The 19,337-nt window shown below is 71.4% G+C and carries 17 protein-coding genes and 1 riboswitch; of the genes, 16 read left to right on the top strand and 1 reads right to left on the bottom strand.

What is annotated here, in order from left to right:
* The first annotated feature begins 192 nt into the window (after positions 1–192).
* From hpnC to BJ965_RS04705, 13 genes are all read left to right on the top strand, one after another.
* On the top strand, positions 193–1,095 hold the full coding sequence (gene hpnC, locus BJ965_RS04760; RefSeq protein ID WP_184907505.1) for a squalene synthase HpnC: 903 nt from the start codon (positions 193–195) through the stop codon (positions 1,093–1,095).
* On the top strand, positions 1,092–2,042 hold the full coding sequence (gene hpnD, locus BJ965_RS04755; protein ID WP_184907504.1) for a presqualene diphosphate synthase HpnD: 951 nt from the start codon (positions 1,092–1,094) through the stop codon (positions 2,040–2,042). The genes hpnC and hpnD overlap by 4 nt, the downstream gene beginning before the upstream one ends.
* Positions 2,039–2,230, top strand: coding sequence for a DUF6380 family protein (locus tag BJ965_RS40365; RefSeq protein WP_376777900.1), 192 nt, complete (start codon positions 2,039–2,041; stop codon positions 2,228–2,230). Before hpnD ends, BJ965_RS40365 begins: the two co-directional genes overlap by 4 nt.
* Positions 2,227–3,639 carry a hydroxysqualene dehydroxylase HpnE gene (gene hpnE, locus BJ965_RS04750; protein WP_184907503.1) on the top strand — a complete coding sequence of 471 codons (1,413 nt, stop codon included), beginning with the start codon at positions 2,227–2,229 and terminating at the stop codon, positions 3,637–3,639. Before BJ965_RS40365 ends, hpnE begins: the two co-directional genes overlap by 4 nt.
* A gap of 65 nt (positions 3,640–3,704) precedes the next feature.
* Positions 3,705–4,772: a polyprenyl synthetase family protein gene (locus BJ965_RS04745; protein WP_184907502.1), complete on the top strand. Its 1,068-nt coding sequence runs from the start codon at positions 3,705–3,707 to the stop codon at positions 4,770–4,772.
* Between the two features lie 122 nt (positions 4,773–4,894).
* The gene (gene shc, locus BJ965_RS04740) at positions 4,895–6,982 is read left to right on the top strand and encodes a squalene--hopene cyclase (protein WP_184907501.1); all 2,088 of its coding nucleotides are present in this window, start codon (positions 4,895–4,897) and stop codon (positions 6,980–6,982) included.
* A complete protein-coding gene (locus BJ965_RS04735; protein ID WP_184907500.1) occupies positions 6,979–7,620 on the top strand; it encodes a phosphorylase family protein in 642 nt (213 codons plus the stop codon). Before shc ends, BJ965_RS04735 begins: the two co-directional genes overlap by 4 nt.
* A 5-nt stretch (positions 7,621–7,625) precedes the next feature.
* Complete coding sequence (gene hpnH, locus BJ965_RS04730; RefSeq protein WP_184907499.1) at positions 7,626–8,648, top strand: adenosyl-hopene transferase HpnH; 1,023 nt, start codon at positions 7,626–7,628, stop codon at positions 8,646–8,648.
* 4 nt (positions 8,649–8,652) lie between these two features.
* Positions 8,653–9,810, top strand: a complete 1,158-nt coding sequence (ispG, locus tag BJ965_RS04725; RefSeq protein ID WP_184907498.1) for a flavodoxin-dependent (E)-4-hydroxy-3-methylbut-2-enyl-diphosphate synthase — start codon at positions 8,653–8,655, stop codon at positions 9,808–9,810.
* A gap of 29 nt (positions 9,811–9,839) precedes the next feature.
* Positions 9,840–11,735 carry a 1-deoxy-D-xylulose-5-phosphate synthase gene (dxs, locus tag BJ965_RS04720; protein ID WP_184907497.1) on the top strand — a complete coding sequence of 632 codons (1,896 nt, stop codon included), beginning with the start codon at positions 9,840–9,842 and terminating at the stop codon, positions 11,733–11,735.
* Positions 11,732–13,147 (top strand): aspartate aminotransferase family protein, encoded by a 1,416-nt coding sequence (locus BJ965_RS04715; RefSeq protein ID WP_184907496.1) that lies wholly within the window; start codon positions 11,732–11,734, stop codon positions 13,145–13,147. Before dxs ends, BJ965_RS04715 begins: the two co-directional genes overlap by 4 nt.
* A gap of 64 nt (positions 13,148–13,211) precedes the next feature.
* Positions 13,212–13,856 (top strand): helix-turn-helix domain-containing protein, encoded by a 645-nt coding sequence (locus tag BJ965_RS04710; RefSeq protein ID WP_184907495.1) that lies wholly within the window; start codon positions 13,212–13,214, stop codon positions 13,854–13,856.
* Positions 13,853–13,972, top strand: coding sequence for a DUF6126 family protein (locus BJ965_RS04705; RefSeq protein WP_037820178.1), 120 nt, complete (start codon positions 13,853–13,855; stop codon positions 13,970–13,972). Before BJ965_RS04710 ends, BJ965_RS04705 begins: the two co-directional genes overlap by 4 nt.
* Before the next feature lie 15 nt (positions 13,973–13,987).
* Here the strand turns inward: BJ965_RS04705 and BJ965_RS04700 are convergent, their stop codons facing one another.
* Positions 13,988–14,785 carry a tyrosine-protein phosphatase gene (locus tag BJ965_RS04700; RefSeq protein WP_184907494.1) on the bottom strand — a complete coding sequence of 266 codons (798 nt, stop codon included), beginning with the start codon at positions 14,783–14,785 and terminating at the stop codon, positions 13,988–13,990.
* Positions 14,786–14,964: 179 nt separating this feature from the next.
* Here BJ965_RS04700 and BJ965_RS04695 point away from each other — a divergent pair, with 179 nt between their 5' ends.
* From BJ965_RS04695 to BJ965_RS04685, 3 genes are all read left to right on the top strand, one after another.
* The gene (locus BJ965_RS04695; RefSeq protein WP_184907493.1) at positions 14,965–17,040 is read left to right on the top strand and encodes an alpha-galactosidase; all 2,076 of its coding nucleotides are present in this window, start codon (positions 14,965–14,967) and stop codon (positions 17,038–17,040) included.
* Positions 17,041–17,355: 315 nt separating this feature from the next.
* Positions 17,356–17,510, top strand: a riboswitch (cyclic di-AMP (ydaO/yuaA leader).
* A 4-nt stretch (positions 17,511–17,514) separates the two neighbouring features.
* Positions 17,515–18,429, top strand: a complete 915-nt coding sequence (locus BJ965_RS04690; protein WP_184907492.1) for a M23 family metallopeptidase — start codon at positions 17,515–17,517, stop codon at positions 18,427–18,429.
* A 169-nt stretch (positions 18,430–18,598) separates the two neighbouring features.
* Positions 18,599–19,315 (top strand): DUF6250 domain-containing protein, encoded by a 717-nt coding sequence (locus BJ965_RS04685; protein WP_184907491.1) that lies wholly within the window; start codon positions 18,599–18,601, stop codon positions 19,313–19,315.
* Positions 19,316–19,337 lie beyond the last annotated feature (22 nt).

Below are 19,337 nucleotides of genomic sequence, written 5' to 3'. Positions count from 1 at the left end.
GGTCCCGAAACACGGCAATCAGGGCGATACTGCGCGACACCGCCCGTCGGGCCACCGTGCGGACGGCCGGGCGGCGTGTCCGAAATAGTGTGTATTGGGTCGGCAGTGTAGAACGGGAGATGTGACGGCGATGGCTACGGAAACTCCCCAGCTCCACGCAGCACGTGCCGTCCCCGCGCCGGGCAGCCGGCGGTGACGGGAACCGGCACGGCGCGCGCCCTCGATCCGGAGCGCGGCACGCTCGACAAGGCCGCCGGCGAGAACTTCCCGGTGGCCCCCTTCTTCCTGCCCCGGGCCTGGCGCACCGACCTCATGGCCGTCTACGGCTTCGCCCGTCTGGTCGACGACATCGGCGACGGCGATCTGGCCCCCGGCGGCGCCGACGCCCGCCTGCTCGGTGTGTCCCCGCGGGAGGCGGAGGACCGGCTGGTCCTGCTGGACGCCTTCGAGGCCGACCTGCGCCGCGTCTTCGACGCGACCCCCCGCCACCCCCTGCTGCGCCGCCTCCAGCCGACCGTGCGCCGTCGCTCGCTGACCCCCGAGCCGTTCCTCGGCCTCATCGCCGCCAACCGCCAGGACCAGCTGGTCAGCCGCTACGAGACCTACGACGACCTGCTCGCCTACTGCGAGCTCTCCGCCAACCCCGTCGGCCGCCTCGTCCTCGCCGTCACCGGAACCTCGACGCCCGAGCGGATCCGCCGTTCCGACATGATCTGCACGGCCCTCCAGATCGTCGAGCACCTCCAGGACGTCGCCGAGGACCTCGGCCGCGACCGCGTCTACCTGCCCGCGACCGACATGAAACGCTTCCACGTCCAGGAAGCTGATCTCGCCACGAAATCCGCCGGTGCGTCGGTCCGTGCGCTGATTGCGTACGAAGCGCAAAGGGCCCGGGACCTCCTGAATGAAGGCGCCCCCCTGGTGGGTAGCGTCCACGGCAGGCTGAAACTGCTGCTCGCGGGGTTCGTGGCGGGGGGAAGGGCGGCGGTCCACGCGATCGCCGCCGCCGAATACGACGTACTTCCCGGCCCGCCCAAGCCCGGCAAGCTCCGGCTGCTGCGTGAGGTGGGCGTGACTCTGCGAGGAGAGGGGTGATCCGGACCGTGGAGTCGGAACCACACGCGTCCCCACCGGTACTCGCCGCCTACAGCTACTGCGAGGCCGTCACCGGACGGCAGGCCCGCAACTTCGCCTACGGCATCCGGCTGCTGCCGACGCCCCAGCGCCGCGCGATGTCGGCGCTGTACGCGTTCTCGCGGCGGGTCGACGACATCGGGGACGGCGCGCTCGCCCACGACGTCAAGACGGCCCGGCTGGAGGAGACCCGGACGCTGCTCACCCGGATCCGCGAGGACGAGGTCGACGAGGACGACACCGACCCGGTCGCCGTCGCCCTCGCGCACGCGGCCGGGCACTTCCCGATCCCGCTCGGCGGTCTGGACGAGCTCATCGACGGCGTCCTCATGGACGTCCGCGGGGAGACCTACGAGACCTGGGACGACCTGAAGGTCTACTGCCGTTGCGTGGCGGGCGCCATCGGGCGTCTCTCGCTCGGCGTGTTCGGCACGGAACCGGGGGCGCGCGGCGCGGACCGCGCCCCGGAGTACGCCGACACGCTCGGGCTCGCGCTCCAGCTCACCAACATCCTCAGAGACGTCCGCGAGGACGCCGTGGACGGGCGGACCTATCTCCCCGCCGACGATCTCGCCAAGTTCGGCTGCTCGACCGGCTTCAGCGGGCCGCGGCCGCCGGAGGGCTCCGACTTCGCGGGCCTCGTGCACTTCGAAGTGCGACGGGCCCGCGCTCTGTTCGCCGAGGGCTACCGCCTGCTCCCCATGCTCGACCGGCGCAGCGGCGCCTGTGTCGCCGCCATGGCCGGCATCTACCGACGCCTCCTCGACCGTATCGAGCGCGACCCGGAGGCCGTGCTGCGCGGCCGGGTCTCCCTGCCCGGACGGGAGAAGGCCTACGTCGCCGTGCGCGGCCTGTCCGGTCTCGACGCCCGGCACGTGACCCGGCGGACCGTCAGGAGGCGTGCGTGAACAGCGCAGAGTCAGCCGTCGGTGGTGCGGCCCGGGAGGCCGGGCGCGGGTGCGACGCGCCTCTCGGCCGAGCCGTCGGAGACAACCGGCGGGCAACCCTCCGGCGCGGGGCCGCGTCCCTGACGGAGACGGCCGGTCGTGCACCGTTCGAGCGGCACGCTCCGGCCATGGGGGAGGGCGCGCGATGAGCCACGGCACACGGCCCGGGGGGCCGACGGCACCGTCGCGGCACGTCGTCGTGGTCGGCGGCGGGCTCGCCGGTGTCACCACCGCGCTCGCGCTCGCCGACGCCGGGGTGCGCGTCACCCTGCTGGAGGGCAGGCCGCGCCTGGGTGGTCTGGCCTTCTCCTTCCGGCGCGGCGACCTCACCGTCGACAACGGCCAGCACGTCTACCTGCGCTGCTGCACCGCCTACCGCTGGTTCCTCGACCGCATCGAGGGCGCGGCGCTGGCCCCGCTGCAGGACCGGCTCGACGTACCCGTCCTGGACCTCGCCCGGCCCGAGGGGCGGCGCCTCGGCCGGCTGCGCAGGGACGCCCTGCCCGTCCCGCTGCACCTGGGGCGCAGCCTCGCCTCCTACCCGCACCTGTCGCTCGCCGACCGCGCCAGAGTGGGCCGGGCCGCGCTCGCGCTCAAGGGACTCGACCTCGCCGACCCGGCGCTGGACACCCAGGACTTCGGAAGCTGGCTGGCCGCGCACGGCCAGTCGGCACGCGCCGTCGAGGCCCTGTGGGACCTGGTCGGGATCGCCACCCTCAACGCGGTCGCCTCCGACGCCTCCCTGGCACTCGCCGCGATGGTCTTCAAGACCGGTCTGCTGTCCGACCCGGGCGCGGCGGACATCGGCTGGGCGCGGGTCCCGCTGGGCGACCTGCACGACGGGCTGGCCCGCAAGGCCCTCGACTCCGCGGGCGTCCGCACCGAGGTCCGCACCCGCGTCACCTCCGTTTCAGCGGCCGCGGCCGGACAGTGGACCGTCCAGGTCCCCGGCGAGACGCTGGAGGCCGACGCGGTGGTCCTCGCCGTACCGCAGCGCGAGGCGCACGACCTGCTGCCGGCGGGCGCCCTCGACGCGCCCGAGCGGCTCCTGGAGATCGGCACCGCGCCGATCCTCAACGTCCATGTGGTGTACGACCGCACGGTCCTGGGCCGGCCGTTCTTCGCCGCCCTGGGCAGCCCCGTGCAGTGGGTCTTCGACCGGACCGACGCGTCCGGGCTGCGCGAGGGCCAGTACCTCGCTCTGTCGCAGTCGGTCGCCCAGGACGAGATCGACGAGCCCGTGGCCGTGCTGCGCGAACGGTACCTGCCCGAGCTGGAACGGCTGCTGCCGCTGACCCGCGGCGCCGCGGTGAGGGACTTCTTCGTCACCCGGGAGCGCACCGCGACGTTCGCTCCCGCCCCCGGCGTCGGGCGCCTCAGGCCCGGCGCCCGCACCAAGGCATCCGGCCTCTACCTGGCCGGAGCGTGGACCGCCACCGGGTGGCCCGCGACCATGGAGAGTGCGGTCCGCAGTGGTGTGAGCGCGGCGGACGCCGTGCTGGGCGCCCTGGGCCGGCCCCGTCCGCACGCCCTCTTCGACTTCGAGGAGGCGGCATGATGCCGGCCCAGGCCGGCGCGGCAGGCGGCCCCCGCACCCCCGGTACCGCGACAAGAGGAGAGACTGTGCCCACTGTGCCCCCGGCCTCGAAGACTGCCGAGGCGGTGGACGTGACCGCGCTGCTGGAGCGCGGCCGGACCCTGGCCACACCGGTACTGCGGGCGGCCGTCGACCGCCTGGCACCTCCCATGGACACTGTTGCCGCCTACCACTTCGGCTGGATCGACGCCCAGGGCAGGCCCGCGGAGGGTGACGGCGGCAAGGCTGTGCGCCCCGCCCTCGCGGTGCTGTCCGCCGAGGTCATGTCGGCTGTCCCCGAGACCGGCATCCCCGGCGCCGTCGCCGTGGAGCTCGTCCACAACTTCTCCCTCCTCCACGACGACCTCATGGACGGCGACGAGCAGCGCCGTCACCGCGACACGGTCTGGAAGGTGCACGGACCCGCCCAGGCCATCCTGGTCGGCGACGCCCTGTTCGCCCTCGCCAACGAGGTGCTCCTCGAACTCGGCACCGTCGAGGCGGGCCGCGCCACCCGCCGCCTGACCACCGCCACCCGCGCCCTGATCGACGGCCAGGCCCAGGACATCTCCTACGAACACCGCGACCGCGTCAGCGTCGAGGAATGCCTGGAGATGGAGGGCAACAAGACCGGCGCCCTGCTCGCCTGCGCCAGCTCCATCGGTGCGGTCCTCGGCGGCGCCGACGACCGCACCGCCGACACCCTCGAGAAGTACGGCTACCACCTGGGCCTCGCCTTCCAGGCCGTCGACGACCTGCTCGGCATCTGGGGCGACCCGGTCTCCACCGGCAAGCAGACCTGGAGCGACCTGCGCCAGCGCAAGAAGTCCCTGCCGGTCGTGGCCGCCCTCGCGGCGGGCGGCCCGGCCTCCGAGCGGCTCGGCGAGATCCTTGCCGCCGATGCCAAGAGCAGCGACGTCGAGAACTTCTCCGAGGAGGAGTTCGCGGCCCGCGCCGCCCTCATCGAGGAGGCCGGCGGTCGCGAATGGACCGCCGACGAGGCACGCCGCCAGCACACCATCGCCATCGAAGCCCTCGACGCCGTCGACATGCCCGAACGGGTGCGGGCACAGTTCACGGCCCTCGCGGACTTCGTCGTCGTACGAAAGAGATGATCACTATCGGCCGAATAACCCTCGCGTAGTCGCCGGCCGGTGCCGTGAGTCATCACGGAGCACCGGCCGACGGCGGACCCACAGCAGCTGCACACCTTGCACCACTGCACGAAGGGGAAGCCATGACAGCGACGACCGACGGAAGCACCGGGGCCCTGCCACCCCGCGCCGCCGCGGCCAGCGACACCGACACGCACACCCCCGGGGCGGCCGGGGTACCGGAAGCCGCCGCACACGCCGCCCGGCGTGCCACCGACTTCCTGCTCTCCCTCCAGGACGCCGAGGGCTGGTGGAAGGGCGACCTCGAGACCAACGTCACGATGGACGCCGAGGATCTGCTGCTCCGTCAGTTCCTCGGTATCCGCGACGAGAAGACCACACAGGCAGCCGCCCTCTTCATCCGCGGTGAGCAGGGCGAGGACGGCACCTGGGCCACGTTCTACGGCGGACCGAGCGAACTGTCCGCCACGATCGAGGCGTACGTGGCCCTCCGCCTGGCCGGTGACGCCCCCGACGCCCCGCACATGGCCAAGGCCTCCGCATGGATCCGCGCGCAGGGCGGCATCGCCGCCGCCCGGGTCTTCACCCGGATCTGGCTGGCCCTGTTCGGCTGGTGGAAGTGGGAGGACCTGCCCGAACTCCCGCCGGAGCTCGTCTTCTTCCCGAAGTGGGTGCCGCTCAACATCTACGACTTCGGCTGCTGGGCGCGGCAGACCATCGTCCCGCTGACGATCGTCTCCGCGAAGCGGCCGGTACGCCCCGCGCCCTTCCCGCTCGACGAGCTGCACACCGACCCGGACCTTCCCAACCCGCCGAAGCCTCTGGCTCGGCCGTTCAGTTGGGACGGCGCGTTCCAGCGGATGGACAAGGGCCTGCACGCCCTGCGGAAGGTCGCCCCGCGCAGACTGCGCAGAGCGGCCATGAACAGCGCCGCCCGCTGGATCATCGAGCGGCAGGAGAACGACGGCTGCTGGGGCGGCATCCAGCCCCCCGCCGTGTACTCGATCATCGCCCTGCACCTGCTCGGCTACGACCTCGAACACCCCGTGATGCGTGAGGGGCTGGCGTCCCTGGACCGGTTCGCCGTGTGGCGCGAGGACGGGGCCCGGATGATCGAGGCCTGCCAGTCGCCGGTGTGGGACACCTGCCTGGCCGCTATCGCCCTCGCCGACGCCGGACTGCCCGCCGATCACCCGCAGTTGGTGAAGGCGGCCGACTGGATGCTGGGCGAGGAGATCGTCCGGCCCGGCGACTGGTCCGTGAAGCGGCCCGGACTGCCGCCCGGGGGCTGGGCGTTCGAGTTCCACAACGACAACTACCCCGACATCGACGACACCGCCGAGGTGATCCTCGCGCTGCGCCGGATCGCCCACCCCGACCCGGAGCGGCTCGACCGGGCCGCCGCGCGCGGCATGCGCTGGACGCTCGGCATGCAGTCGAAAAACGGCGCCTGGGCCGCCTTCGACGTGGACAACACCAGCCCCTTCCCCAACCGGCTGCCGTTCTGCGACTTCGGCGAGGTCATCGACCCGCCCTCCGCCGACGTCACCGCGCACGTCGTCGAGATGCTCGCCGTGGAGGGACTCGCCCACGACCCGCGCACCCGCCGCGGCATCGAGTGGCTGCTGGCCGAGCAGGAGCCGGACGGCTCGTGGTTCGGGCGCTGGGGCGTCAACTACATCTACGGCACCGGGTCCGTCGTGCCCGCCCTGACCGCCGCCGGCATCCCCGCCGCGCACCCGGCGATCCGGCGGGCCGTGGCCTGGCTGGAGTCGGTCCAGAACGACGACGGCGGCTGGGGCGAGGACCTGCGCTCCTACCAGCACGTCAGGGAATGGAGCGGCCGCGGCGCCTCGACCGCCTCGCAGACGGCGTGGGCGCTGATGGCCCTGCTCGCGGCGGGGGAGCGGGACTCCAAGGCCGTCGAACGCGGCATCGAGTGGCTCGCCGCGACCCAGCGGGCGGACGGCTCCTGGGACGAGCCGTACTTCACGGGGACGGGCTTCCCGTGGGACTTCTCGATCAACTACCACCTCTACCGGCAGGTGTTCCCGCTCACCGCGCTCGGCCGCTACCTGCACGGCGAACCCTTCACCGACATGCCGCGGGGAACCGGGAGCGCCGAGGAGCGCCGGGTGGCCGGGAAAACCGAGCAGCTCCGGGGGAGCGGGACCGGCAGTCCGCTCACCGAGGCCAAGGGGAGCAGATGAGCGCACAGCCCGCCCCGGCCCCGCTGCTGATCGCCTGCGCGCTCGGCATCGAGCAGTTCGCCCTGCGCGCGGGCGGCCGGAGCGGGGCCGGCGGGCCGGTCACGGTGCTGCGGACGGGCATGGGTCCGGCCGCCGCCGAGCGGGCCGTCACCCGCATGCTGGCCGACCCGGCCCTGTGTGACGCCGCCGTCCTGGCCACCGGCTTCTGCGCCGGCCTCGCGCCGGGCATGCACCCCGGTGATCTCGTCGTCGCCGAGGAGACCCGCGACCCGCGCGGCACGACCCCCTGCGTGGGGACCGAGCTGCTGGTCAAGGAGCTGGCCCGGGCGCTGCCCGGGCGCACGGTGCACACCGGGCCGCTGACCTGCTCCGACCACGTCGTGCGGGGCTCGGAACGGTCCGCTCTGCGCGCGACCGGCGCGATCGCGGTCGACATGGAGTCCGCCGTCACGCTCCTGAGCGCCGTACGGGCGGGCGAGCGCCCGGTTGCGGCCGTCCGGGTGGTCGTGGACGCTCCTGAACATGAACTCGTCCGGATCGGCACGGTGCGCGGTGGAATATCAGCTTTCCGTGTTCTTCGTTCCGTACTTCCCGCTTTCTTCGAATGGCACCGTTCCTTGCTGCTCCCCAGGAGGTGAGCCAGATGGCCATGCCGCTCCGACAGTCCATCAAGGTCGCTACGTACTTGGCTGAACAGAAGATCCGCCGACGGGACAAGTTCCCGCTGATCGTCGAGCTGGAGCCGCTGTTCGCCTGCAACCTCAAGTGCGAGGGGTGCGGCAAGATCCAGCATCCGGCCGGGGTGCTCAAGCAGCGGATGCCGGTCGCCCAGGCCGTGGGGGCGGTCGTGGAGTCCGGCGCCCCGATGGTGTCCATCGCCGGCGGCGAGCCCCTGATGCACCCGCAGATCGACGAGATCGTCCGCCAGCTGGTGGCCAAGCGCAAGTACGTCTTCCTCTGCACCAACGCGATGCTGCTGCGCAAGAAGATGGACAAGTTCACGCCGTCGCCCTACTTCGCCTTCGCGGTGCACATCGATGGCCTGCGCGAGCGGCACGACGAGTCGGTCGCCAAGGAGGGCGTGTTCGACGAGGCCGTGGAGGCGATCAAGGAGGCCAAGCGGCGCGGCTTCCGGGTCACCACCAACTCGACCTTCTTCAACACCGACACCCCCCAGACCATCATCGAGGTGCTGAACTTCCTCAACGACGACCTCCAGGTCGACGAGATGATGATCTCGCCCGCCTACGCCTACGAGAAGGCCCCCGACCAGGAGCACTTCCTCGGCGTGGAGCAGACCCGCGAGCTGTTCAAGAAGGCCTTCTCCGGCGGCAACCGGCGGCGCTGGCGGCTCAACCACTCCCCGCTCTTCCTGGACTTCCTGGAGGGCAAGGTCGACTTCCCGTGCACGGCGTGGGCGATCCCGAACTACTCGCTCTTCGGCTGGCAGCGCCCCTGCTACCTGATGAGCGACGGATACGTGCCGACGTACCGGGAGCTGGTCGAGGACACCGACTGGGACAAGTACGGCCGCGGCAAGGACCCGCGCTGCGCCAACTGCATGGCGCACTGCGGCTACGAGCCCACCGCCGTCCTCGCCACCATGGGATCGCTCAAGGAATCTCTGCGCGCCATGCGTGAGACGGTCTCCGGGAACCGGGAGTGAGGCCATGACCGCCATTGAGCTGGGCGTCCCCGAGGTGCCGCTCCGGCCGATCGCCGAGCGGCGCGTCTCGCGCCGGATCCAGGTCGGTCCGGTGGCGGTCGGGGGAGGGGCCCTGGTGTCGGTGCAGTCGATGACGACGACCCGTACGTCGGACATCGGCGCCACCCTGCAGCAGATCGCCGAGCTGACCGCGTCCGGCTGCCAGATCGTCCGGGTCGCCTGCCCCACGCAGGACGACGCGGACGCGCTGGCGACCATCGCGCGCAAGTCGCAGATCCCGGTGATCGCGGACATCCACTTCCAGCCGAAGTACGTGTTCGCGGCCATCGAGGCGGGCTGCGCCGCGGTCCGCGTCAACCCGGGCAACATCAAGCAGTTCGACGACCGGATCAAGGAGATCGCCCAGGCGGCGAAGGACCACGGCACGCCGATCCGCATCGGCGTCAACGCCGGGTCGCTGGACCGGCGCCTGCTCCAGAAGTACGGCAGGGCCACCCCGGAGGCGCTCGTGGAGAGCGCGCTGTGGGAGGCCTCCCTGTTCGAGGAGCACGGCTTCCGGGACATCAAGATCTCCGTCAAGCACAACGACCCGGTCGTCATGATCGAGGCGTACAGCCAGCTGGCCGAGCAGTGCGACTACCCGTTGCACCTGGGCGTGACGGAGGCCGGGCCCGCCTTCCAGGGCACGATCAAGTCGGCGGTGGCGTTCGGGGCGCTGCTGTCGCGGGGCATCGGCGACACGATCCGGGTGTCGCTGTCCGCGCCGCCGGCCGAGGAGGTCAAGGTCGGCATCCAGATCCTCCAGTCCCTCGGGCTCAAGGAGCGCCGGCTGGAGATCGTGTCGTGCCCGTCCTGCGGGCGCGCCCAGGTCGACGTCTACAAGCTGGCCGAGGAGGTCACGGCCGGGCTCGACGGCATGGAGGTGCCGCTGCGGGTCGCCGTCATGGGGTGTGTGGTCAACGGGCCCGGCGAGGCACGGGAGGCCGATCTGGGGGTCGCCTCCGGCAACGGCAAGGGGCAGATCTTCGTCAAGGGCGAGGTCATCAAGACCGTCCCCGAGTCCAAGATCGTCGAGACGCTGATCGAAGAGGCGATGAAGATCGCCGAGCAGATGGAGCAGGACGGCGTGGGGTCGGGGGAGCCGGCCGTCACCGTGAGCTGAGCACCGCGGAATGCGAAGGGGGCCCGAGCGTGACGATTCTGGAGAGCATCCGGGGACCACACGACCTGAAGGCGCTGTCCGAGGCGGAAGTAGGGGAACTGTCGGAGGAGATCCGGGAGTTCCTGGTGCATGCGGTCGCCAGGACCGGCGGCCATCTCGGACCCAACCTGGGCGTGGTGGAACTGACCATCGCCCTGCACCGGGTCTTCGAGTCGCCGGCCGACCGCATCCTGTGGGACACCGGCCACCAGAGCTACGTCCACAAACTGCTGACCGGCCGTCAGGACTTCTCCAAGCTGCGCGGCAAGGGCGGCCTGTCCGGCTACCCCTCGCGCGAGGAGTCCGAGCACGACGTCATCGAGAACAGCCACGCCTCCACCGCCCTCGGCTGGGCCGACGGGCTCGCCAAGGCCCGCCAGGTGCAGGGCGAGAAGGGCCATGTCGTCGCGGTCATCGGCGACGGGGCCCTCACCGGCGGCATGGCCTGGGAGGCCCTGAACAACATCGCGGCCGCCAAGAACCGCCCGCTGATCATCGTCGTCAACGACAACGAACGTTCCTACGCCCCCACCATCGGCGGCCTCGCCAACCACCTCGCCACACTGCGCACCACCGACGGCTACGAGCGGGTCCTGGCCTGGGGCAAGGACCTGCTCCAGGGCACGCCCCTGGTCGGCAACACCCTCTACGAGGCCCTGCACGGCGCGAAGAAGGGCTTCAAAGACGCCTTCGCCCCGCAGGGTCTCTTCGAGGACCTGGGCCTGAAGTACGTGGGGCCGATCGACGGGCACGACACCGGGGCCGTGGAGTCCGCGCTGCGGCGCGCGAAACGCTTCCACGGGCCGGTGCTGGTGCACTGTCTCACGGAGAAGGGCCGCGGCTACCAGCCCGCCCTCGCCCACGAGGAGGACCACTTCCACACCGTCGGCGTGATGGACCCGCTGACCTGCGCACCGCTCTCCCCGGCGGGCGGCCCCTCCTGGACCTCGGTGTTCGGCGAGGAGATCGTCAGGATCGGCGAGGAGCGCGAGGACGTGGTGGCGATCACCGCCGCCATGCTGCATCCCGTCGGCCTGGGCGCCTTCGCCGAGCGGTTCCCGGACCGGGTGTGGGACGTCGGCATCGCCGAGCAGCACGCGGCCGTGTCCGCGGCCGGCTTGGCGACGGGCGGACTGCACCCGGTCGTCGCCGTCTACGCCACCTTCCTCAACCGCGCCTTCGACCAGCTGCTCATGGACGTGGCCCTGCACCGCTGCGGGGTGACCTTCGTCCTGGACCGGGCCGGGATCACCGGTGTCGACGGGGCCTCCCACAACGGCATGTGGGACATGTCCGTCCTCCAGGTCGTGCCCGGGCTCAGGATCGCCGCGCCACGGGACGCCGACCAGCTGCGGGCCCAGCTGCGCGAGGCGGTCGCCGTCGACGACGCGCCGACGCTGCTGCGGTTCCCGAAGGAGTCCGTCGGCCCGGCGATCCCGGCCGTGGACCGGGTGGGCGGACTGGACGTGCTTCACCGTTCCGCCCAGCCGCAGGCTCTCCTGGTGGCCGTCGGCGTGATGGCGCCGGTCTGTCTCCAGGCCGCCGAGCTGCTCGAAGCGCGCGGCATCGGCTGCACCGTCGTCGACCCCCGCTGGGTCAAGCCCGTCGACCCGGCGCTCCCGGGCCTTGCCGCCGAGCACCGCCTGGTCGCCGTCGTCGAGGACAACAGCCGTGCGGCCGGGGTCGGTTCGGCCGTGGCGCTGGCCCTGGGCGACGCCGACGTCGACGTGCCGGTACGGCGGTTCGGCATCCCCGAGCAGTTCCTCGCACACGCCAAGCGCGGTGAGGTGCTCGCCGACATCGGCCTGACACCCGTCGAGGTCGCCGGACGGATCGGCGCAAGCCTGGCCGTCAAGGAAGAGCTGTCCAAGGAGCCCCAGGAATGACAACCGCCGAGTCCGCGTCGGAGTCGTCGCAGGCCGGGGAGTTCGACCTCGGCAAGCTGCTGGCCGAGCGCGGGGCCGAGCGCTACGAGCTGCACACCCGGTACCTCAACCACCAGCTCCCGCGCATGCTGCACACCATCGGCTTCGACAAGGTCTACGAGCGCGCCGAGGGCGCCTACTTCTACGACGCGGACGGCAACGACTACCTGGACATGCTCGCCGGGTTCGGGGTGATGGGCCTCGGCCGCCACCACCCCGTGGTGCGCAAGGCGGTGCACGACGTCCTGGACGCGCAGCTCGCCGACCTCACCCGCTTCGACTGCCAGCCGCTGCCGGGCCTGCTGGCGGAGAAGCTCCTCGCGCACAGCCCGCACCTGGACCGGGTGTTCTTCGGCAACAGCGGCACCGAGGCCGTCGAGGGCGCCCTGAAGTTCGCCCGGTTCGTCACCGGCAGGCCCAGGGTCCTGTACTGCGCGCACGCCTTCCACGGCCTGACCACCGGCTCCCTCTCCGTGAACGGCGAGTCCGGCTTCCGTGACGGCTTCGCCCCGCTGCTGCCCGACACGGCCGTCCCGCTCGGCGACCTCGACGCGCTGGAGAGGGAGCTGAGGAAGGGCGACGTCGCCGCGCTGATCGTCGAGCCGATCCAGGGCAAGGGCGTCCTCACGGGCCCGCCCGGCTGGCTGAGGGCCGCCCAGGAGCTGCTGCACCGGCACAAGGCGCTGCTCATCGCCGACGAGGTGCAGACCGGCCTCGGCCGGACCGGCGACTTCTACGCCTACCAGCACGAGGACGGCGTGGAGCCCGACCTGGTGTGCGTAGCCAAGGCGCTCTCCGGCGGATATGTCCCGGTCGGCGCCACGATCGGCAAGGACTGGATCTTCAAGAAGGTCTACTCGTCCATGGACCGCGTCCTCGTCCACTCGGCGAGCTTCGGATCCAACGCGCAGGCCATGGCGGCGGGCCTCGCGGTGCTGTCGGTGATGGAGAACGAGCAGATCGTCGCGAACGTCCGGGCCACCGGGGAGCGGCTCAGATCCCGGCTGGCCGCGCTCACGGACCGCTACGAGATGCTCGCCGAGGTCCGGGGCCGGGGCCTGATGATCGGCATCGAGTTCGGACGCCCCAGGTCGCTGAAGCTGCGCAGCCGCTGGGCCATGCTCCAGGCCGCCCGCAAGGGGCTCTTCGCGCAGATGGTCGTCGTGCCGCTGCTGCAGCGGCACCGGATCCTCACCCAGGTCTCCGGCGATCACATGGAGGTGATCAAGCTGATCCCGCCGCTGATCATCGGCGAACGCGAGGTGGACCGGTTCGTCGACGCCTTCACGGCGGTGATGGACGACGCGCACAATGGCGGGCTGGTGTGGGACTTCGGGAAGACCCTGGTCAAGCAGGCGGTGGCCAACCGATAGGCGGCGAGTTTGCCTGTGGGGCAAGAAATTTGCCGGTGAGGCAAAGGTCCGGCTGAATGGAGGCATGAGCCCCTCCGAGACCGAGCGGCCCTCCGGGGCCGACTCGCCGGCCGAACCCGCGGCCGCTGCGCTCCCCGCCGTCGCGCCCCAGCTGCGGGCCCTGCGGCGCCAGGCCTCCCTCACCCTGGAGGCCGCGGCCCGCGCCGCCGGGCTGTCGCCCGCCCACCTCTCCCGTCTGGAGACCGGGCAGCGCCAGCCCTCGCTGCCGATGCTGCTCGCGCTCGCCCGTGTCTACGGTACGACCGTCGCCGAGCTGCTCGGCGAGACGGTCGCCGGACGGGACGCCGTCGTCCGCGCGGCCGACATGGAACCCACGGCGGCCGGCGGCTGGACCTACTGGCAGGCCGGTGCCCCGGGCCGCGGGATGCAGGCCCTGCGGGTCCACGTCCCGTACGGCTCCCAGGGCGACGTCGTGCGCGTCCACCCGGGCGAGGAGTGGCTCCATGTGCTGCGCGGCCGGCTGCGGCTGCGCCTCGGGGACAGCACGCACCGGCTGGCGGCCGGCGACAGTGCCCACTTCGACTCGCTCACCCCGCACCGGATCGCCGCCGAGGACCACGACGGTGTCGACCTGCTCTTCGTCCATACCCTGCTGCAGAGCCCCACGGCCGCCCTGTGCCTGGGCCCCACCCCTGGAGACGCGTCATGAGCGACATGGAGGAGAAGTTCCCCCGTGCCCTGTGGGTGAGACTGTTCGTCTACCTCATCGCCGGCCACATCTTCGCCGCGTTCGTGTACCTGCTCTTCGCGCTCGGCGCGAAGTAGCCCCGTCCCGGCGTCTCAGTCGACGAGCCGCTCGCGCAGCCGCTCCCGGGTCTCCGGGGTGAGGTTCAGCCCCTTCTCCAGGTAGGCGTCGACGCCGCCCCAGGTCTCCTCGATGGTGTCGAAGGCCGCCGTCAGGTACTCGGAGCGCGCGTCGAAGAGGGGGCTGAGCAGCTCCATGACCTCGGGGGAGTAGGCCGAGGCGGCGGAGCTGCTGCGGTGCACCTTGTAACGGCGGTGCTTGGCGTTCGACTTCAGGTAGTCCTCGACGATCGCCTCGCGCTCGACGCCCACCGCCAGCAGCGTCACCGCCACGGACAGACCAGCGCGGTCCTTGCCCGCCGCGCAGTGCATCAGCGCGGGGACGCTGTCCTGCGCCAGCGCGTGCAGCACCCGGGAGTGCTCGTCGGTGCGGTGTTTGATGATCGTGCGGTAGGAGGCGATCATGCGACCGGCGCCCTTGCCGTCCGAGAGGATCTCGCGCAGCTGGTCCAGGTCGCCGTCGCGGACCATCTTCCAGAACTCGGCGCCGTCGGCGGGGTCGCTCAGCGGCAGGTTCACATTGCGCACGCCGGGCAGCTCGACGTCCGGCCCCTCGAGCTTCTGGTCGGCGGCGTTGCGGAAATCGAAGATCGTGTGCAGGCCCAGCGTGGTCAGGAAGGCGGCGTCCTCCCCGGTCGCATGGGCGAGGTGGCCGCTGCGGAACAGCACTCCCTGGCGCACGCGCCGTCCGTCCACGGTCGGAAGTCCTCCCACATCACGGAAGTTGCGCACTCCGGCCAGCTCGGGCTCGGTCGACGGGACCTGCTGTGTCACGAGGGCTCCTCCCCTTCGGCGCCGCCGCCGCGGCTCGTCGGCGGGCACGACTCGACGATACGACATGCCTGCCTGGGGCAATGAGTTGTCCACAGGCGTTGCCCGGAGCCCCCGCGGCCCTTGATGATGTTGCCGCCTGGTCGCACCTGGTCGGGCTTGTTCGAATCTGTGAGGGCGCGATGCTGGACATCTCCGAAGACGGTCGTACGTGGGTGCTCTCCGGGCCGGCCAGCAGCTACGCCGTCCATGTCACCGAGCGGGACGAGCTGCTGCACCTGCACTGGGGCCCCCGGATCGGCCTCGCCGACGCCGAGGCCCTCGCCGTCCGGCCGCTGCCGGACTACTGGCCCTTCGAGTCCCCGCTCGACGGACGCGAGGAGTACCCGGTCGAGGGCGGCCCCCGTTTCGTCCGCCCCGCCCTGTCCGTGCGCACGGCCGGGCGGCGCGGCACCGAGTGGGTCCACGTGGGACACGACACCGAGGACGGCGAGCTGCGGCTCCGGTTCCGTGACGGCGACCTCACCGTCACGCTGCACTACCGGATGCGCCCCTCGACGGATGTCGTCGAGCGCTGGGTGACCCTGGACAACCGGGGACCGGCCGTCGAGCTGCTGCGCGCCGACTCCGCCACCTGGACCCTGCCCGACCGCGACGCCTGGCGGCTGTCCCAGCTGCACGGTCGCTGGGGCGCCGAGTCCCGGCTGGCACGCTCGGCCCTCACGCATGGCGAGAAGGTCATCGGCAGCCGCCGCGGGCACACCTCCCACCAGCACCTGCCGTGGGTCGCCCTCGACACCGACGCCACCGAGGAGCGCGGCGAGGTCTACAGCTGTGCCCTGGGCTGGTCCGGGTCGTGGCGCATCGCCGTGGCCCAGCTGCCGGACGCGCGGGTGCAGATCACCGGCGGCGCCGGCCACGACGACTCGGGCCTGCTGATGCTGGGCACGGGGGAGTCGTACACGACCCCTGTCTTCGCCGGGCTCTGGAGCGACGGCGGCTTCGGCGGGGCGAGCCGCGCCTGGCACGCGTACCAGCGGGCGTACGTGATCCCGGACGTCGGCCGGGACCGGCCGGTGCTGTTCAACTCCTGGGAGGCGACCGAGTTCGACATCTCCGAGGAGCAGCAGCGGGCGCTCGCCGAGCGGGCCGCCGCCATGGGCGTGGAGCTGTTCGTGGTCGACGACGGCTGGTTCGGGGCACGTACCAGCGACCGGGCCGGACTGGGCGACTGGACCCCGAACCCCGACCGCTTCCCGGGCGGACTGAAGCCGCTCGCCGACCACGTGCACGGCCTCGGCATGCAGTTCGGGATCTGGGTCGAGCCCGAGATGGTCAACCCTGACAGCGACCTGTACCGCGCGCACCCGGACTGGGTGCAGTACCAACCAGGACGAAAGCGGACGGAGTTCCGCAATCAGCTCGTACTGAACCTGGCCCGCGAGGACGTCCGGGAGTACCTGTGGGAGCAGCTCGACGCGCTCCTCTCCAGTGCTCCGATCGACTACGTCAAGTGGGACTTCAACCGCTGCTTCACCGACGCCGGCTGGCCGGACGACCCTTACCCGCAGCGGCTGTGGATCGACCACGTGCACGGCTTGTACGCCCTGCTGGACCGGCTGCGGGCCGCCCACCCGGGAGTCGCCTTCGAGTCCTGCTCGGGCGGCGGTGGCCGGATCGACCTCGGCGTGCTGAGCCGCACGGACCAGGTGTGGACCTCGGACAACACCGACCCGCTCGACCGGCTCGCGATCCAGGACGGCTTCAGTCAGATCCATCCGGCCCGGGTCATGGCCGCCTGGGTCACCGACAGTCCGAACGCCATGCTCAACCGGCGGGCCAGCTCCCTGCGGTTCCGCTTCGTCAGTGCCATGGCCGGCGTGCTGGGCGTCGGCGGCGACCTCACGAAGTGGACGCGCGAGGAGCTCGCCGAGGCGCGGGAGTGGGTGGGGCTCTACAAGGAGATCCGGCCCGTGGTGCAGCGCGGCGACCTCTACCGGCTGCGTCCCCCGGAGGGTGGATCGAGTGCCGTGCAGTACGTCCTCGGCGACGAGACCGTCGTCCTCGCCTGGCTCCAGGCGCAGCGTTACGGCGAGCGCGTACCGGCACTCCGGCTGCGCGGTCTCGACCCGGCAGCAGAGTACGAATGCCTCGAAACCGGCGAAGTACACCGAGGGGCCGTGCTGCTTCATCACGGACTGGGGGTCGGTCTGCGTGGAGACCTGGACGCCGCAGTCGTCCGGCTTAAGCGGAAGTAGTCGTTCTGTCCGAATAGGGAGCTTCGGCCGCTAAGGGGTAACGTGCCCCGATCGTAAAGGAGATGAGGTCGGGGTGCGTGACCATCGTCATATTCGTGACGATGTGTTGTTGCCATGTTCACGTAATTCTGGCGTTATTCAGGGGTATTGAGGAAAGCGGGAGATCCGTAATCCACGCTCGGTGACGCCGCATCTGCCGAGGCATCAAGGGAAACACCGTCACGGGCAACCGCAAGCTTGTCCTATTGCGTCTTGGTCGCTTACGTTCCACACCAATCCGGACGGACGCCTAATCCTGCCGCCGCCCGGAGCCCCACACACTGACCCGACGTACGGCAGGAGCGGGGGACCCACAGGTAAGACGCCTGTTCCGGTTCCCGGAACGGCTTGGGGTTAAGCCGCGCCACGGCGCGGCCGGGCATCTCCAGCCCGCACCCGACAGCTCACCTCGCAGGCGACGGAGAGGAATTCGCCATGCCCGCGAAGGGTAAGCACCGCCGCCCCAAGTCCCAGCGTTTCACCCGCTCCATCGCCGTCGCCGGAACCGGCGGGGCCGCCCTCGCCCTGCCGCTCATGGGGGCCGCCGGCGCTCATGCCGCCACCCCGGAGACGGCTCCGGAAAAGGCCGTCCAGTCCGCTCCGGCCGCCGAGAAGAAGGCCGCCGAAAAGGCCAATGGCCCCCGCACGTACACCGTGAAGGCCGGCGACTATCTCGCGAGGATCGCCGACGACCAGAACGTCAGCGGCGGCTGGAAGAAGCTCTACGCGGACAACCGTGACGCCGTCGGCTCCGACCCGTCGCTGATCCACCCGGGCCTGAAGCTGTCGATCGGCAAGAAGGCCGCGAGCGCGCCGAAGGCCGCCGCCCCGGACGCGCCGAAGGCCTCGGCCCCGAAGCCGTCCGCCGCCGAGTCGGCCCCGAAGGCGCAGACCGCTGCCGAGCCGGCCGCGGCCAAGCCCGCCGCCGAGAGCAACTCCAGCGGCTACACCCTCCCGGTGGACGGTGCCACCGTCGGCACGCCGTACCGCATGTCCGGCAGCATGTGGTCCAGCGGCTACCACACCGGTGTCGACTTCGTCGTACCGACCGGCACGTCCCTCAAGGCCGTCGGCCCGGGCGAGGTCGTCTCCGCCGGCTGGGGCGGCGCCTACGGCAACCAGGTCGTCATCAAGCTGAACGACGGCCACTACGCCCAGTACGCCCACCTGTCCCAGCTCTCCGTCTCGGCCGGCCAGACCGTGACGGCCGGGCAGCAGGTCGGCCTGTCGGGCGCGACCGGCAACGTGACCGGACCGCACCTGCACTTCGAGATCCGCACCACGCCGGACTACGGCTCCGACGTCGACCCGGTCGCGTTCCTGCGCTCGCACGGCGTCTCTGTCGGCTGACCGACCGCACGACCGCCTGCCTGACACGCCTCCGAAGGCCGGACCCCGATCCCCGGGTCCGGCCTTCGGTGTGTCTGCGTCGACCGCCTCAAGGGATCGACAGGGGGCGGCAGTTGAGACACAGTGATCGCATCGTGAGTGCAAGCGCTTTCTGAAGGAGCTGTGTCCCGTGCCGACCACCCGCAGAACGTTCGCAGCCCTGGCAGCAGGAGCCGCCCTGGCGGCCATCGCCCCGACGGGGAGCGCGAGTGCCGTCCCCGGGCGCCGACGGCTCATCGCTCACGACGACTTCCGTCACGGCCTCACCCAGTGGGTGACCGAACTCCAGGACGGCGGTACGGTCACCGCCTCGCGCGGCGTCCTGGAGATCGACGTACCGAGCGGGGCGACCGTCTGGTTCACACGGCGTCTCGACGGCCCGTACGTCCTCGAGTACACCGCCACGCCGGTGTCCGAGGGGGGAGCCAACGACCGCGTCTCCGACCTCAACAACTTCTGGAACGCGACCGACGTCCGCTCCCCGGATGACCTCTTCGCGACGCCGCGCGGCGGGGCGCTCGACGAGTACGACCACCTCACGACGTACTACGCCGGCTACGGCGCCAACCACAACACCACGACCCGGCTGCGCCGCTACGTCGGCCAACCCGGTGTCCGCCCCCTGGTCTTCGACTACACCGAGCCGCTGCTGGTCCCGGGCGAGCCGAACCGCGTCCGGATCGTCTCCGACGGCTCCACGGTCCGGTGGTGGAACAACGGCCGGCTCGTCTTCGACCACACCGACCCGCAGCCGTACACAGGTGGGCACTTCGCCTTCCGGACCGTGTGGAGCCATTTCCGGATCAGCGGATTCCGGGTCTGGCGGCTCACCCCGAAACATCCCTGACAAGCGGTGTATTCCGGAGTTG

This window comes from Streptomyces luteogriseus (genome assembly GCF_014205055.1).
Taxonomy (GTDB): Bacteria; Actinomycetota; Actinomycetes; order Streptomycetales; family Streptomycetaceae; genus Streptomyces; species Streptomyces luteogriseus.
The sequence above is the reverse complement of the archived record's forward strand: the minus strand, read 5'-3'. Positions and strand labels throughout refer to the sequence as shown.

What these genes read in the sequence shown, in the direction of transcription:
- hpnE (WP_184907503.1), top strand. Translation starts at nt 2,227, where the DNA reads ATGAGCCACGGCACACGGCCCGGGGGGCCGACGGCACCGTCGCGGCAC.
- shc (WP_184907501.1), top strand. Translation starts at nt 4,895, where the DNA reads ATGACAGCGACGACCGACGGAAGCACCGGGGCCCTGCCACCCCGCGCC.
- BJ965_RS04735 (WP_184907500.1), top strand. Translation starts at nt 6,979, where the DNA reads ATGAGCGCACAGCCCGCCCCGGCCCCGCTGCTGATCGCCTGCGCGCTC.
- hpnH (WP_184907499.1), top strand. Translation starts at nt 7,626, where the DNA reads ATGGCCATGCCGCTCCGACAGTCCATCAAGGTCGCTACGTACTTGGCT.
- ispG (WP_184907498.1), top strand. Translation starts at nt 8,653, where the DNA reads ATGACCGCCATTGAGCTGGGCGTCCCCGAGGTGCCGCTCCGGCCGATC.
- BJ965_RS04715 (WP_184907496.1), top strand. Translation starts at nt 11,732, where the DNA reads ATGACAACCGCCGAGTCCGCGTCGGAGTCGTCGCAGGCCGGGGAGTTC.
- BJ965_RS04710 (WP_184907495.1), top strand. Translation starts at nt 13,212, where the DNA reads ATGAGCCCCTCCGAGACCGAGCGGCCCTCCGGGGCCGACTCGCCGGCC.
- BJ965_RS04705 (WP_037820178.1), top strand. Translation starts at nt 13,853, where the DNA reads ATGAGCGACATGGAGGAGAAGTTCCCCCGTGCCCTGTGGGTGAGACTG.
- BJ965_RS04695 (WP_184907493.1), top strand. Translation starts at nt 14,965, where the DNA reads ATGCTGGACATCTCCGAAGACGGTCGTACGTGGGTGCTCTCCGGGCCG.
- BJ965_RS04690 (WP_184907492.1), top strand. Translation starts at nt 17,515, where the DNA reads ATGCCCGCGAAGGGTAAGCACCGCCGCCCCAAGTCCCAGCGTTTCACC.